The 14,930-nt window shown below is 34.8% G+C and carries 14 protein-coding genes; 12 read left to right on the top strand and 2 right to left on the bottom strand.

Features of this window, described 5'->3' with window-relative positions:
• The first annotated feature begins 11 nt into the window (after positions 1 to 11).
• The 8 genes from acsn021_RS15160 to rpmF all read left to right on the top strand — a co-directional run bounded on the left by acsn021_RS15160 (position 12) and on the right by rpmF (position 7,826).
• Positions 12 to 1,367 (top strand): sensor histidine kinase, encoded by a 1,356-nt coding sequence (locus acsn021_RS15160; RefSeq protein WP_184094753.1) that lies wholly within the window; start codon positions 12 to 14, stop codon positions 1,365 to 1,367.
• Positions 1,368 to 1,513: 146 nt separating this feature from the next.
• The gene (locus acsn021_RS15155) at positions 1,514 to 2,098 is read left to right on the top strand and encodes an accessory gene regulator ArgB-like protein (protein ID WP_184094751.1); all 585 of its coding nucleotides are present in this window, start codon (positions 1,514 to 1,516) and stop codon (positions 2,096 to 2,098) included.
• A gap of 356 nt (positions 2,099 to 2,454) precedes the next feature.
• Positions 2,455 to 2,601 carry a cyclic lactone autoinducer peptide gene (locus acsn021_RS15150; protein ID WP_243167953.1) on the top strand — a complete coding sequence of 49 codons (147 nt, stop codon included), beginning with the start codon at positions 2,455 to 2,457 and terminating at the stop codon, positions 2,599 to 2,601.
• Between the two features lie 423 nt (positions 2,602 to 3,024).
• The gene (locus acsn021_RS15145) at positions 3,025 to 4,278 is read left to right on the top strand and encodes an HD-GYP domain-containing protein (RefSeq protein ID WP_184094749.1); all 1,254 of its coding nucleotides are present in this window, start codon (positions 3,025 to 3,027) and stop codon (positions 4,276 to 4,278) included.
• Positions 4,279 to 4,631: 353 nt separating this feature from the next.
• On the top strand, positions 4,632 to 5,630 hold the full coding sequence (gene pta / locus acsn021_RS15140; RefSeq protein ID WP_184094747.1) for a phosphate acetyltransferase: 999 nt from the start codon (positions 4,632 to 4,634) through the stop codon (positions 5,628 to 5,630).
• Positions 5,631 to 5,814: 184 nt separating this feature from the next.
• Positions 5,815 to 7,002: an acetate/propionate family kinase gene (locus tag acsn021_RS15135; RefSeq protein WP_184094745.1), complete on the top strand. Its 1,188-nt coding sequence runs from the start codon at positions 5,815 to 5,817 to the stop codon at positions 7,000 to 7,002.
• A 110-nt stretch (positions 7,003 to 7,112) separates the two neighbouring features.
• Entirely contained in the window at positions 7,113 to 7,631 is a 519-nt protein-coding gene (locus acsn021_RS15130; protein ID WP_184094743.1) for a YceD family protein, read from the top strand.
• Between the two features lie 12 nt (positions 7,632 to 7,643).
• Positions 7,644 to 7,826, top strand: a complete 183-nt coding sequence (gene rpmF / locus acsn021_RS15125; RefSeq protein WP_184094741.1) for a 50S ribosomal protein L32 — start codon at positions 7,644 to 7,646, stop codon at positions 7,824 to 7,826.
• 80 nt (positions 7,827 to 7,906) lie between these two features.
• Here the strand turns inward: rpmF and acsn021_RS15120 are convergent, their stop codons facing one another.
• Both acsn021_RS15120 and acsn021_RS15115 read right to left on the bottom strand, forming a co-directional pair.
• On the bottom strand, positions 7,907 to 8,110 hold the full coding sequence (locus tag acsn021_RS15120) for a hypothetical protein (RefSeq protein WP_184094739.1): 204 nt from the start codon (positions 8,108 to 8,110) through the stop codon (positions 7,907 to 7,909).
• 160 nt (positions 8,111 to 8,270) lie between these two features.
• A complete protein-coding gene (locus tag acsn021_RS15115; protein ID WP_184094737.1) occupies positions 8,271 to 9,548 on the bottom strand; it encodes a ribonuclease H-like domain-containing protein in 1,278 nt (425 codons plus the stop codon).
• A gap of 140 nt (positions 9,549 to 9,688) precedes the next feature.
• Between acsn021_RS15115 and cls the strand changes: the two genes are divergently transcribed.
• The 4 genes from cls to zapA all read left to right on the top strand — a co-directional run bounded on the left by cls (position 9,689) and on the right by zapA (position 14,691).
• Complete coding sequence (gene cls, locus acsn021_RS15110; RefSeq protein ID WP_243167952.1) at positions 9,689 to 12,226, top strand: cardiolipin synthase; 2,538 nt, start codon at positions 9,689 to 9,691, stop codon at positions 12,224 to 12,226.
• 199 nt (positions 12,227 to 12,425) lie between these two features.
• Positions 12,426 to 13,049 (top strand): Holliday junction branch migration protein RuvA, encoded by a 624-nt coding sequence (gene ruvA, locus acsn021_RS15105; protein ID WP_184094733.1) that lies wholly within the window; start codon positions 12,426 to 12,428, stop codon positions 13,047 to 13,049.
• A gap of 70 nt (positions 13,050 to 13,119) precedes the next feature.
• The gene (gene ruvB, locus acsn021_RS15100; protein WP_184094731.1) at positions 13,120 to 14,121 is read left to right on the top strand and encodes a Holliday junction branch migration DNA helicase RuvB; all 1,002 of its coding nucleotides are present in this window, start codon (positions 13,120 to 13,122) and stop codon (positions 14,119 to 14,121) included.
• A gap of 147 nt (positions 14,122 to 14,268) precedes the next feature.
• Positions 14,269 to 14,691, top strand: coding sequence for a cell division protein ZapA (gene zapA / locus acsn021_RS15095; RefSeq protein ID WP_184094729.1), 423 nt, complete (start codon positions 14,269 to 14,271; stop codon positions 14,689 to 14,691).
• Positions 14,692 to 14,930 lie beyond the last annotated feature (239 nt).

The following is a 14,930-nucleotide window of genomic DNA, read 5'->3' as shown; positions in this document are numbered from 1 at the left end:
GAGGTGTGTTCATGAATAACGCAATATTTATAATGGGGTTGTTTTTATCCAGCTTTGTATCTATACGAATTATAATGGAACTGTTAAATAATTTGTTTGAAAGAAAATTTATCAGTAAAAAGTTACTTTATCTGCTAGAGATACTCTCAATTGCCTTATTAGGTTCTATTAACGCATTGAGTAATGAATGGCTTAACCTGATTACAGTGGTAACTATATCATGTGTTCTGGCTGTAAAATTATTTGAAGGTAATATTTATAGAAAGTTAATCTACATTATAATACTGGTAATCTGTATGAGTGCCTGTGAATCTATTGGTATTCTTATTCTTCATTTTGTGTATCAGATATCCGGTATTACAATCGCATCTGAGAAGCTTCGTGTATTTTTTGACATTACCACTACCCAGGTCTTTGTCATTTTTATCAGTCATATTGTGATTCTTCGCATTACGAAAAAGAAGAATATAAATAATTTAAATAACAAACAGTATTTTTTGACTTTTGTATATGCTATTTTTAGTATTATAAGCATTTACAGTTTGTCTGTTTTAATGAGGGATATTGTTTCTGGCAGCGATATTGTCTTTGTATTGATAACGATTTTTGGTACTGTAGTAATTAACACCTATTTTTTGAATATTTTGGAGTATGCTTCAGAAAATAACAGATTGCAGTATGAAAATCAATTGTTCATTCAACAGTCAAGGATGCAGTACCAGTACTATGATAATCTGGAAAGTCAGTATAGAGAATCTTTAAGTATAATCCATGATGTAAAAAGGCATATAAGAGCTATAGAAGATTTGTATAATTATAAGGAAAGTGATATGGCAAAGGAATATTCTGAGAAATTAAGTACAAGGCTGGAAGCCTTTCAAGTCAATGAATATACGGATAATCGGGTATTAAATATCATTCTAAATGATAAGATTCGTTTGGCAGAACAAAATAATATACAAATTTCCTGTAAAATTGATGAATTTGATTTATCCTTTATTGATAACGTGGATTTAACTACCATATTTGCAAATCTACTGGATAATGCTTTTGAAGCGTGCCTGGAGGTAAAAGGCGAAAGAAGTATTTCGGTACAGGTAGGGTCCTTTAATAATCTTGTAGTTATTAGCATCAAAAATACTATGGATGAACCCATGCCTGGTAACAGCAGCTATTTTGAGAGTTATAAAAAGCAATTTATACCTAAAAAATCCAGTAAAAAGGGACATAGTGGAATTGGTATACCAAACGTTATGAAAGTGATTAACAAATATAACGGTGATTTTAACATTCAAAGAGAAGGAACACTTTTTGTATGCAGTATAGTATTGTCAAAACAAGGAAGACAAGAATGGGAAGATTTATGAAATATCGGGTAAAACTGTCAAAAAAATGTAGAATAGGCAAAAAACATGTAGAATAAGCAGGCTATCTTGTTTTCTTCTAAGTATAAATATACAATTAACCATGGTAGGATTACCAACACTTAGTAATTATCAGAGGGAGGGTTTTTATGTTTAACAAGTTGTCAGAGAGCTTGACTAATCGTCTTATTGAAACTGGAATCATTCATACCGATGAACTGGAAATATATCGATTTGGTCTAGAAACTTTAATGATGAAAATCTGTCATTTAGCTTCTTATCTTCTGCTTGGTATTTTCTTTGACAAGTTGTTAGAATTACTTTTGTTCATTGCAGCATTTATACCGCTCCGGGAATATGCCGGCGGTTATCATGCAAAAACTCCCCTAAGATGTTACCTTGTTTCCTGCCTCACGGTGATTTCGTTATTATTTCTGCTGCATGCAACACCCTCCCAGGTTATGAATTACAGTATGATACTGGCTTTTCTTGCAAGTACAATTTTATTTTTTATTGTGCCTGTTGAATCAGCTAATAAGCCACTGGATGAGTCGGAGAAGACCTACTATAGAAGTAAGGCAGGATTCTTAATAATCTTTATTCTGACAGGGGCACTCATTTCCCGGATGTTAGATTGGAATTATTTAAGCTACATCCTTGCCCTAAGTTTGGCATATGAAGCTGTAATAGCCATAGTTGGTTTAAGAGCCGGTAAATCTGTACATATGCAGTAGGAGGGGAGCTATGGGGGTTATGATTTATACGTTACGAAAAATATACTATGTATTTTCTTATGTTTATTGCCGGACCGTTCTTTTTTATATATCAGACAATGAAAGTGAGGGGAAAGATATCCGCTCTTTTATGAAAGAGTTAAAACTTCAAAAAAATAAGAGCAGATACGTTGTTTCGTCATATAAAAATACAAAATATGTTTCGAAAGTGCATAAAGTTATAAAATAAGTTATAAAACATGTAGAATAGGCAAAAAACATGTAGAATAGACATAATATATTGATTATCTTAAAAAGTTTTAATATAATAAAGCTACCAAGTAAAAAATAACCAATTATTTTAAGGAGGTAGTAGTATGAAAAACCAAGTAGAAAAAAAGATGCTAAACGTTGTTTCGAAACTCGCTATGGGAAATGCCAAAAAAACCGCAAACTCCGCATGTGTTTTCTTTGGCTATCAACAGAAATTACCACAATCAGTTAAGAATTTGAAAAAATTCTAAATGCAGTTACATAATATAGTATAACAGACCAAGTAAGCTTTTATAAAATCCTACAATACAACATAAATGCCAACAAAGAGTCGCCGATATCTTCCTGTGATATCGGTGATTTTTTTTGTGTTGGAAAGCTGCTCTAACCTAATTTGCAGTACTTGCAGATGACTACTTTGTATGATACTATTAATTAGAATTATGTAATATACTCGTGGATATCGTGGGCTTGCTTACGGTAGTGCTTAATTAGAAAGAATTAAAATACAATTTTTATTTCAATCTAATTAGGGGTGTCTGAAATTTGCATATTTTTGGGGTGAAAGTTTTACTTTGCATACCTTTAAGCAGATTACTCAGAGTGGGACGAAGCGCTTCATTAGACACAACTTGGCATAAAAGACGTGAGACTTTCATAGGAAAGGCAGATTTATGGATATTATAAGTAGTAAAAATGTAATAAGTATTGTAAGAAATACTCTTAACTATATTGATGAGAGGCTTATAAACCATGGGGAGAGAGTTAGTTATATTCTTTATAAAATGTTGGTATATGATAATAAGCTAAGCAGAAAAGATATTATAAGTTACACGGTTGCCGGCCTATTACATGATATAGGAGCTTATAAAAGTGAAGAATTAAGCGAGATGATAAAATTTGAAACACAAAATGTGTGGGGACATACTGTCTATGGCTACTTATTTTTAAGATATCTTTCACCTTTAAATAAATTGTCTGAAATAGTTCTATATCATCATCTGGATTATAAAAAACTGAAAAAATTAAACTCAAAATACGAAGATATTGCCGGATATCTTAACTTAGCGGATCGAATTGATGTATGTTTAATGGCGAAGGATAGAGGAGAATTCAAAAAAATCTTTGAAGATAACAGTAATCTAAAGTTCTCAGCTAACGCGCTTAAGGTATTTAGGGAAGCTGACAAGGAATTTGGTATATTGGCACATATTAATGATAAGTCCTATTTATTAGAATTAAATACTGTGTTCGGTGAGATTGTCTTAAATAAAGCGCAAAAAGAGATGTTTTTAAAAATGCTCATTTACTCTATAGATTTTCGAAGTGAATATACTGTAATGCATACGATTACTACCGTTAGTGTGGCAGATGAAATAGGACGTCTTATGAAATTAACAGCCCATGAAAAAGAGAGCCTCCATTATGGTGCTCTGCTTCATGATATCGGTAAAATAACAACACCGATTAATATCTTAGAAGCGCCCAGAATACTGACAGATGAAGAGATGAAGATAATGCGTAACCACGTTAAGATGAGTGAGCTAATTTTAAAAGATTATATAGATGAAGAAATATTAGAAATAGCGATTCGGCATCATGAAAAACTGGATGGTACAGGGTATCACAGAGGTCTTAAAGCAGACAAACTGACATTGCCCCAGCGTATTCTTGCAGTATCCGATATTATCAGTGCACTATGCGGAAAGAGAAGTTATAAGGATTCATTTGATAAAGCAAAGATATTTCATTTGATTGCGAAAGATACTATTAAAGGAAAGCTGTGTCCGGATACGGTACTTTGTGTTATGGATCATTTTGATGAAATTATGGATAACGTACATAAGGAAACCTATAAACCTTTACATATTTATAGTGAAATTAAAACAAAATATGGTATCTTTTATAACAAACTGCAAAAACTATAATAGTGAAAAACTATCAGATAAAGATAAATATAGTTGATGAAAGTTTTAATGAGGAAACATGTTATAAAAGTATAATTTTGTGAAAAAAACTTACAATAATATAAGGAATATAAATTTTTACATCTGTTTACAGATATGGAATTGCCTCAATTTAGGAGATGAACTATACATTTTAATAATTCATACTATATATTATACAAAAGTACTTACGAAAATTTATGAAAATTAATTTAAATTCTTACTTGTAACCCAAAAAAATTTGGACTATAATGTAATTTGAGATTTTTCTTGCATAGGTTTGTTAGACAGATATAAAAGCGTATAAGCTTTTAATTACGAAAGGAGATATTGTCGTGGGATTCATTGACGCAATTAAAGAAAGAGCAAAACAAAATAAAAAGAAAATTGTATTGCCTGAAACAAGTGACAGAAGGACGCTAGAAGCTGCTTCTAAAATATTAGGGGAAGGTATCGCAGATATCGTACTTGTTGGTAATGCAGACTCCATAAAGAAAGAGGCGGAAGGATTAGACCTGACTGGTGCCCAAATCGTAGATCCTGCCACAACTGAAAAATTAGGTTCATATGTTGATTTGTTGGTAGAATTAAGAAAAAGCAAGGGTATGACGCCAGAAGCTGCAAAGGATGTATTAACCAAGGATTACTTAACATTTGGTGTAACGATGGTAAAGGCAGGAGATGCGGACGGTATGGTAGCAGGTGCACTTCATGCAACTGCAGATGTATTAAGACCTTCTTTACAGATTTTAAAAACTGCTCCTGGTACGAAACTAGTATCTGCCTTCTTTGTTATGGTAGTTCCTAATTGTGAATATGGATCAAATGGTACATTTATCTTTTCTGATGCCGGTCTGAACCAGAATCCCAATGCAGAAGAGTTAGCTGCCATAGCTGGAAGTTCTGCGAAGAGCTTTAAACTCTTAGTTGGTGAAGAACCAATTGTTGCCATGCTTTCTCACTCTACAAAGGGAAGTGCAAAACATGCAGATGTTGATAAGGTAGTAGAAGCTACGAAGATTGCTAAGGAAGCATATCCGGAATATAAGCTGGATGGAGAATTCCAGTTGGATGCAGCAATTGTTCCAAGTGTAGGTTCCTCTAAAGCTCCCGGAAGTGAAATAGCTGGTAAAGCGAATGTATTAATCTTCCCTGACCTGGATGCAGGTAACATTGGATACAAATTAACACAAAGACTTGCAAAGGCAGAAGCTTACGGCCCTATTACGCAGGGTATTGCAAAGCCTGTAAATGACTTATCAAGAGGTTGCAGTGCAGAAGATATCGTAGGTGTTATTGCAATCACTGCTGTACAGGCGGCTGCTGGGGAGTAATTTCATACTTATCAAAAAAAGGTGGGAAGACATAAATTACCTGCCTTTTGATATTTATAGATATTGATAATAATATGTCAAACTTACAATTGAAGTAAAAAAATAATAAAAAAAGGAAAAAAACCGGAGTGGAGTTAATCTGCTGGAAACGGTGATGCCAACGAATGGCATGGAAGGAGTTAAAATGAAAGTATTAGTTATTAATTGTGGTAGTTCTTCTTTGAAATATCAGTTAATCGATTCAGAAACAGAAAAAGCATTGGCAATAGGTCTTTGTGAAAGAATAGGTATAGATGGTCGTTTGGTGCATACTCCTGCAGGCGGAGAAAAAGTAGTAAAAGAAGCCGCTATGGATACACATGAAGCCGCTATAAAATTAGTTTTGGAAGCGCTTACAAATAAAGACCATGGTGTGATTTCTTCTTTGGAGGAGATTGGAGCAGTTGGACACAGAGTAGTGCATGGCGGTGAAAAATTCGCTTCTTCTACTATGATAACAGATGAAGTGTTAAACGCTATTGAAGAATGCTGTGATTTGGCACCTCTTCATAACCCAGCTAACTTAATAGGAATTCGTGCGTGCAAAGCTTTAATGCCTAACGTACCAATGGTAGGTGTATTTGATACAGCATTCCATCAGACAATGCCTGAAAAAGCTTATTTATACGGTCTGCCTTCTGAATATTATGACAAATACAGAATCAGAAAATATGGTTTCCACGGAACCAGCCATAGTTTTGTTGCAAAGAGAACCATGGAATTATGTAACCTGGATCCGAATAACTCAAAAATTATTGTATGCCATCTGGGAAATGGTGCTAGTATAACCGCTGTTAAAAATGGCAAATCTATAGACACCAGCATGGGTCTTACTCCATTAGAAGGTTTAACTATGGGAACAAGAAGTGGTGATATCGATCCTGCTATTATTGAGTTCATCATGAAAAAAGAAAATAAATCCATTGATGAAGCAATTGAAATATTAAATAAAAAATCCGGTGTTTATGGTGTATCTGGTATATCAAGCGATTTCAGGGACTTAGAAGCTGCAACTGCGGATGGTGATGAAAAGGCTCGTACTGCAACTGATTTATTCGTTTACCGTGCTGCAAAGTACATTGGTTCTTATGTAACAGCCATGAACGGTGTTGATGCTATTGCATTTACAGCAGGTTTGGGAGAAAATGACAAGAACGTAAGAGGCGGTATTATGTCCTACCTAGGCTATTTAGGAGTTGAGATGGTAGTTGAAAACAACAATACCAGAGGTAAAGAAATTAAACTATCTACAGATGACTCCAAGGTACAAGTATGGGTAGTACCTACTAACGAAGAATTAGCAATCGCAAGAGAAACAGTAGCATTAATCTAATGCTTTAGAGAATACCATTATTTTGGTGAAATATAAAATTTTCATTGACAAATGATGGTGTTCTGACTATAATGTTAACAGTGCGAATTTTTAATAGATAGGAGATTGTCATGATAATTAATTTGTCAGAAATAATGTCTGTCAAAGGCAACGTCAAGCATATACAAGCTCCAATCGAGTTGAAGAATTTTTGCATGGAGGGGATGGAATATCCCTTTGCCAACAAGTCTTATGTCGAGCTTACATTATCCCATGTAGGCGAGCGTCAAGTTAGAATTGAAGGTGAAGCAAAAATATCTTTGTTAATTCCGTGCAACAGATGCCTTGAAGAGGTAGAGAATGAGTTTGAGCTTAAATTTTTCAAAGATTTGGACTTTAATCTTGACTCAGAAGACCGAATTAAGGAATTAGACGAAACAAATTATATTAGTGGATATAATCTGGATGTAGATTTATTAGTCTATGATGAAATATTAATAGACTTTCCCATGAAGGTTCTGTGTGATGTAAACTGCAAAGGTATTTGCAGAGAATGCGGTACTAACTTGAACAAGAGTAACTGCAGCTGTAAAGAAGCAGATCCGGATCCCAGAATGTCAAGAATCCGTGATATATTCAATAATTTTTAAGGAGGTGTAATCATGGGAGCTATCTGTCCAAAGAATAAATCTTCAAAAGCTAGAAGAGATAGTCGTAGAGCAAACTGGAAAATGTCTGCGCCTAATTTAGTAAAATGCAGCAAGTGTGGAGCATTAATGATGCCACATAGAGTTTGCAAAGCTTGTGGATCTTACAACAAGAAAGAAATCATAACTGCTGAATAAGCGTAATAAAATAAGGCATTCCGAAAGAATTCGGATGCCTTATTTTTGTGCTTTAAACCACTAGTACACTTAATAAGAGATTATTCCCCGCTCGGTTCCCCTCCAGGGCCATCTCTCCGTTCTTCCTCTTCGGGAATTATACTAGTAAAAGTAGGAGTATTTTTGGAATGATTTGAGGTCGCACTGTTAACCTTTGCATTAGTACTGGTACCAACATTTTTACCGGAACCGGATGTCTTATGTGAACCAGCATTTGTCTCAGTATTTGATTTTGAGTTTGACATAAATTCTCCTTTCGTAATAGCTGTTGTATTTCTTATAATTATAATAAAGCTAGTAGCTCTTGTGATGTAAGAAAGCTTTCCTATAATTAAAATAATAAGCTTAAACCATTTAATTGGTTTAAGCTTATTATTTATGTAACCACTGAAAAATATGCAGAAATTAAGAATTCACAGTAATATTTTTGTTTTGAATAATATAATGCAGGATAGATTTAATATATTTTTCTTTATTGGCAGGAACTTTGAAGTCAGGGTTAGCAGTCTCAAAAAATGTTATCTTATCCTTGTTGCTATATTGGAAAACAGGTGAAAATAGATATTCAGTCTGTGGAAGATAATATCCTGATTCCTTTACATAGCAGTTGGCAGGTTTTGCCTTTTCACGGTACTCCTTATCCACAAATTGGGCAACACTTTTATGAATAGCTCTATCTTCTAGAGGAAGGAAGAAGTAATCTCGGTAATTGGGAAAAAAATGCTTTAATTCACCTTGTAAAATAGGAATATCTAAATAGAAGCCGTCTTTTTTAACAGACAGTGTCATAAAATTAGATAATTCTATTTGTTGAACTCCTTCTTCATTTGAAAAGTTTGGAAGAGGAACGGTTAAGGAGAAGGAAGGCAGTGTTATCGGGTGCTGCAACATAATATGTAAACAAGTCTTTTCTTCCCAATATTCTTCAATTCGGAAGGTATTGGGAGTTTTAGTTGCTTCCTTTGACCATGCCCAGCTATTTTCCTGAAAAAGTGCTGCAAAATATAAAAGGTTTCCGAGGGGTAAAAGATTTTTTACATCTTCGTAGTTATGGAGAAGTATTTGTGCCCTTACTTCCTCAGCAGAGGTAGTATGTGATTGAGTATCATGGGTGGCTGTAATCTCCTGATAGCTTGAAAGACCAGTAGAGGGTTGTTTACTTCTCAGCTTTTCTGATTGGAGTTTGCCTAAATAATTCGCATAGATTTGAATCAGTTCTTCTCCGCTAAAAGTATCTTGCCTTTTAAGATTAATGAATTCTTCCATGGTTTTTAGCTTAAGATTAGCTGTAGGTAACAGTTTTTTTAAGGGAAGCAGTTTCTTGTATATATCGAAGCTTTCGATGACATTAAAGGGATTGTTAAGTTGATACTTTGTGCATTTCCCGGCTAAATAAGGAATATCAAAACCGGTTCCGTTATAGTGAATAATGAGCTTGTATTCATTTAAGAAGGTTATAAAAGTCTCTAATAGTTTTTTTTCGCTGACAATATCTTCAGTCAACCATTGGGTCAGCCGCCAGGTATTGTCTTTGTAATACATACAGCCTATCAGATAGACAAAAGAGGTCTTAGCGGAAAAACCAGTGGTTTCTATATCAAAAAAGATAATTTCTGTCAGGGAATAACCAAAATGATAAGGGTAATACTGTTCTATACATATATCTTGTGTTGTTGTATACATAAAAAACTCCTGCCTAATTCCTGTTAGGATAATGAAAAATTAATGGTATCCTAATAATTCTATCATAAATGATTAACTTTACAAGATGGTAATATATTTGTAAAATAAGAGTGTATTTTAGCTGTTACTTATGTTAAAATATGCATAAAATCAAAAATAGACACTTAAAAGGACAGATAATATTGCTTAACTTACAAATATCAGGAATTAAATTATTACATATTTTTTATAATTTTTTTATTTTTTCTTTTTTTGGATGGATATACGAGAGTACTTTAGTATCCGTTCGGAAAAAAATATGGGTAAACAGAGGTTTTTTAAATGGGCCGATTATACCCATCTATGGAGCTGGAGCCACAATGGTTTATATGGTGTTCTGGCAATGCAGGGAACAGCTTTTGGTGGTGTTTTTTGGAGGAATGTTCCTTGCAACGATTTTGGAATATTCAACCTCTCTAGTTATGGAGATATTATTTCATGCAAAATGGTGGGATTATAGTGATAAAAAATTTAATATCGGCGGGCGAATCTGCTTATTAGCATCCCTATTTTGGGGTATATTATCAGTAGGTGTGATTTTTTATCTTCAGCCTTTGATGGTAAAATTATACGAAAAGGTTCCGGTAGAAGCAGGCAGCCTTGGCGTTTATATCAGTTTGATGCTATTTATGACTGATACAGTGATTACTGTATCCCATACCTTCAAGTTAGATAAGATTTTAGTGGATATACAAACTTTAAAGCGGGATTTTACAGAATATATGGTAGGCAGCCGTTTATATGAAACCAAGGAAGAATTAAAGCAAAAACTTACTGGTTATAAGCAGGCTGAATTATATGATAGAATCAGGCAATTTATGGAGGACAACCGAGAAAAATTACTGGAAAGAAATAAACACATAGAAGATTTTGATTTGAAAAAGCTTTATCTTGATATAGAGAAAAATATTAAGGAATATATGGCAAAGCTGCAAACGAAGATTAATAAGACTAGCTATGTACAGCGACGTTTGTTAAAAGCATTTCCCGGCCTTCGTACCTCCAGACCGGAAGTGGCCGGTACTTCTGCAAAAAAAGGAATTACGGTTAATAGAAAAGCAATGAGGTGGGTGGATATGAATAATATATTTAATGAAGAATTAAAGGGCACCAGCAAGAGCTACTTAAGTGGATTTCTACGAGTAGCTTTAGTGGGCATCCTTGTAATACTACAATTCGGTGTATTATTTCTGCTTACATATTGGCTGAGTGAGTCCACCATTTATTTTTATTTGATTATTGAAATCGGAAGTATTTTTATAACCATTGGTTTAGTTAATGATAATCGGAATTCGACGTATAAAATAGGCTGGATATGCATTATATTGATACTACCATTAACAGGGCATATTATGTATGCATTGTGGGGAAAAGGCGATGCAACCAAAAAGATTGATAAAAAGATTCTGGCAAGTATTAGCAACGGCAATCAATACCATTATTATGATGACGCTTTAACAGAGGAGTTTGCAAAAAAATATCCTACCAAAAGCAGGATGTCAAAATATATGGAATCACAGCATTTTCCTTTGTTTAAAAATAATCAGATAAACTATTATCCCATGGGTGAGAACACCTTTGATGCAATCTTTGGAGATATTAAGAATGCCAAAAAGTTTATCCTTATCAACTTTTTTATAGTTGGAGAGGGTGTGCTTTGGAGTAATATGCATGATTTGCTGTTACAAAAAATCAAAGAAGGCGTTCAGGTTAAATTTATGTACGATGATTTTGGAGCTACCTTGCGTACTTCCAAAAACTTTAGAAGGAATCTGGAAGCTGAAGGGTTTGAAATTGCGGTCTTTAATCCGATTCACAAGTATACGGATAAGCTCTATATGAATTATAGAAGCCATCAAAAAATAATAGTAATAGATGGAAATATTGGGTATACCGGAGGCATGAATCTGGCCGATGAGTACGTTAATCTAATTAACCGTTTTGGAACCTGGAAGGATAATGCAGTTAGAGTAGAAGGAGACGCAGTTTGGGGGTTAACAGTAACCTTTTTGCAAATGTGGGAAATTTGTAACGAAAGATTAACATTAGACTACAATTGCTTTAGACCTTCCATAGAATTTCCGCCCAATGAAGTGTACTGCCATGTTATATCAGATGGGCCTGCTAATAATCCCAATAATCCGATTGAAAGCATTTACAAACAAGTAATAAACTACGCAAAAGAGTATTTATATATAACTACACCTTATCTTATCATCGAAGACGATATGAAACAAGCATTGATAACAGCAGCTAAGAGTGGTGTAGATGTTAGAATAATTACGCCTTATATACCGGATAAAAAGAATGTTAAGCGATTGACAAATTACAATTACGGACAGCTTTTAGAGGGGGGTATTAGGATATTTGAATACAAACCAGGTTTTATCCATGCAAAAACTATAATTAACGAGGATTGCGGTATTGTGGGTACCATAAATATGGACTACCGCAGCTTTTTCCTCCATTATGAATGTGGGTTGTGGATGTGCAATCCGGAAGTAATTAGTATGGTTAAGAAGGATATCATTGATACGATTGATATTAGTGTTGAAATTACTTATGAGGAGTGGAAGAACAGGCCTTGGTATTTAAAGACCTATCAAAGAATTTTAAATCTATTCTCAACCCAGATGTAACAACAAGGAGGAGTATATAGCGGCAAAGGTGCCAGGGTCCGTATATGGTGCATTGGTGGAGCCTGCTATTGGTATACAGAGAGACGAACATTTGTTTTAAAAGCACTTGCCTTATTTTGGCTTTAAGGGTATAATAATTGATAGTTTGCAATATAAGGAACAAAATATTAAATGATACAAACAGATAAGGCGAGGATTTATGATAACATATATAAAAGGTGAACTGGCAGAAATACAGGAAGAAGGAATTGTTGTTGAGGCAAACGGGTTGGGTTATGAGGTCCGAATGCCCCTTTCTTCTTTAGAAGGGTTGCCACAGGTGGGGAATGAAGTTAAAATTTATACCTATCTTCATGTAAGAGAGGATGTAGTTGGTTTATTTGGATTTTTAACAAGGGATGATTTAACCATTTTTAAGCTTCTTATAACCGTTAATGGAATTGGACCGAAAGGAGCTCTTGGGATATTATCCGTGATTTCTCCGGATGATTTACGTTTTGCTGTAATGTCCGATGACGTTAAGACAATTGCTAAAGCGCCCGGAATCGGTAATAAGACTGCCAGCAAGTTAATACTTGAGTTAAAAGATAAATTAAAGCTTGAGGATGCTTTTGAACATAAATTATCCAATCAATTGGAAGGACAGATGAAATTTCAATCTGTAGGGGCTTCCACAGCAGATGTGCGTAGAGAGGCCATGGATGCTTTGGTGGTTTTGGGTTATTCCGGTACGGATGCAGCAAAGGTGGTAAGAAAGGTGAACGTCAAAGAAGGTATGACGGCAGAAGAAGTATTAAAGCTCAGCTTAAAGGCACTAATGTAAGCGCAGCCTTATAGTAATAGTAACATATCTAAAAAGTATTTTAAAATTTATTTTAGTAATGGGGATAACGATGGGAAAACGAATTATAACAACAGAAATCATGGATGAAGACAATAAAATAGAGAGTACCTTAAGGCCCCAGCTACTGGAGGATTATATTGGACAAACTAAGGCTAAGGAGAATCTTAAGGTATACATAGAGGCAGCAAAGCAAAGAAAGGAATCTTTGGATCACGTATTATTTTATGGACCTCCGGGTCTTGGTAAAACCACACTGGCAGGCATTATTGCAAATGAAATGTCCGTGAACATGAAGGTAACATCCGGTCCGGCTATTGAAAAACCGGGAGAGATGGCAGCAATACTGAACAATCTACAGGAAGGAGATGTTCTTTTCGTAGATGAAATACATCGTCTTAACCGGCAGGTGGAGGAGCTTTTATATCCAGCTATGGAGGACTATGCCATTGATATAGTGATAGGAAAAGGTGCAGCAGCCAAATCCATCCGCCTGGATTTGCCCAGATTTACACTTGTCGGAGCTACAACAAGAGCCGGTATGCTAACACCACCTCTTAGAGATCGTTTTGGAGTGGTAAATCGATTGGAATTTTATACTGTAGAAGAATTAAGAGAAATTATTACCAGGTCAGCCGAAGTATTTCAAGTTGAAATTGATGAGGATGGAGCTTATGAGCTTGCTAGGCGTTCGAGAGGAACACCGAGGCTTGCAAACCGTCTGCTTAAGAGAGTCAGGGATTTTGCTCAGGTAAAATATAATGGTCAAATTAACAAAGAGGTAGCCGATTTTGCTTTGGATCTACTGGAGGTTGATAAACTTGGGCTTGATAATATGGATAGGGAAATCTTATTTACGATGATTGAAAAATTTCATGGTGGACCGGTAGGAATCGAAACAGTAGCTGCAACTTTGGGAGAAGATACGGGAACCATTGAAGAAGTATATGAACCATATCTGGTTCAAAACGGTTTGATTTTACGTACCCCCAGAGGTAGGATGGTATCAGACCTTGCCTACAAACATTTCGGACTTGGCAAGGAATCCTCTTAAAGAGCTGTTTATATCCGGGAACATAAGGAAAAGGCTTGTGAAAGATAAAATAATAAGGTATAATACCTATATTATTACTTTCTTCAAGGTTAAGAGCTATGTAATGCCCGGACAGACACGGGACTATTGATTCTGAGAGGCGATTTCATGAATAAGATGAACAATATTGAAGTAATTATTAATAATAAAAGATATACTTTGCGTGGATATGAAAGCGAAGAATATCTGCAAAAAGTTGCATCTTATATAAACAATAAACATCAGGAGTTTAAAAAGCAGGATTTTTATAAGCTTTTAGATACCGAGATGAAGGGCATTCTAATGCAGATTAACTTGGTTGATGATTATTTCAAGATTCGTAGTAATGTGAAAGAGATAGAAGATGAGAATGAAAGCAAAAGCACTGAAATATTTGAGCTTAAGCATGAGTTAATTTCCGTTCAGACAAAACTTGAAGCTGCGAAAAAAGAGATAGAAGTTTTAAAAAAAGAGCTTAATGATTCCCAGAAAAAAATTATCCGTTTAGAAACAGAACAAACTCGCTTAGAACGTAAACGAGAGGAAGGTTGAATATTTAGTCATAACTGTTGAAGCGGACATGGGTATAAAGATGAATAAATACAGGATTACATAAAAGGCTGCTGCAAAATTCATAGTTTATAACATTTACCTACTGTATTTGGATTTGAAAGGTAAGTCTATTAACTTGTTTTTTGTACCAGCCTTGTTTATATATGTGGCAGTATTGCAGGCAGGCTTCTTTATTCTACGGTTTGTGCCCCATAGCGGCATATGTTAGTAAGGTTGAA

It is taken from the genome of Anaerocolumna cellulosilytica (assembly GCF_014218335.1).
GTDB classification, from domain to species: Bacteria; Bacillota; Clostridia; order Lachnospirales; family Lachnospiraceae; genus Anaerocolumna; species Anaerocolumna cellulosilytica.
Note: the sequence above shows the minus strand (reverse complement) of the source record. Positions and strands in the feature narration are given on the sequence as shown.

Excerpts from the sequence above, each read along its gene's own strand:
- acsn021_RS15160 (WP_184094753.1), top strand. The coding sequence starts at position 12 with ATGAATAACGCAATATTTATAATGGGGTTGTTTTTATCCAGCTTTGTA.
- acsn021_RS15155 (WP_184094751.1), top strand. The coding sequence starts at position 1,514 with ATGTTTAACAAGTTGTCAGAGAGCTTGACTAATCGTCTTATTGAAACT.
- acsn021_RS15150 (WP_243167953.1), top strand. The coding sequence starts at position 2,455 with ATGAAAAACCAAGTAGAAAAAAAGATGCTAAACGTTGTTTCGAAACTC.
- acsn021_RS15145 (WP_184094749.1), top strand. The coding sequence starts at position 3,025 with ATGGATATTATAAGTAGTAAAAATGTAATAAGTATTGTAAGAAATACT.
- acsn021_RS15135 (WP_184094745.1), top strand. The coding sequence starts at position 5,815 with ATGAAAGTATTAGTTATTAATTGTGGTAGTTCTTCTTTGAAATATCAG.
- acsn021_RS15130 (WP_184094743.1), top strand. The coding sequence starts at position 7,113 with ATGATAATTAATTTGTCAGAAATAATGTCTGTCAAAGGCAACGTCAAG.
- rpmF (WP_184094741.1), top strand. The coding sequence starts at position 7,644 with ATGGGAGCTATCTGTCCAAAGAATAAATCTTCAAAAGCTAGAAGAGAT.
- acsn021_RS15120 (WP_184094739.1), bottom strand. The coding sequence starts at position 8,110 with ATGTCAAACTCAAAATCAAATACTGAGACAAATGCTGGTTCACATAAG.
- acsn021_RS15115 (WP_184094737.1), bottom strand. The coding sequence starts at position 9,548 with ATGTATACAACAACACAAGATATATGTATAGAACAGTATTACCCTTAT.
- cls (WP_243167952.1), top strand. The coding sequence starts at position 9,689 with ATGCATAAAATCAAAAATAGACACTTAAAAGGACAGATAATATTGCTT.
- ruvA (WP_184094733.1), top strand. The coding sequence starts at position 12,426 with ATGATAACATATATAAAAGGTGAACTGGCAGAAATACAGGAAGAAGGA.
- ruvB (WP_184094731.1), top strand. The coding sequence starts at position 13,120 with ATGGGAAAACGAATTATAACAACAGAAATCATGGATGAAGACAATAAA.
- zapA (WP_184094729.1), top strand. The coding sequence starts at position 14,269 with ATGAATAAGATGAACAATATTGAAGTAATTATTAATAATAAAAGATAT.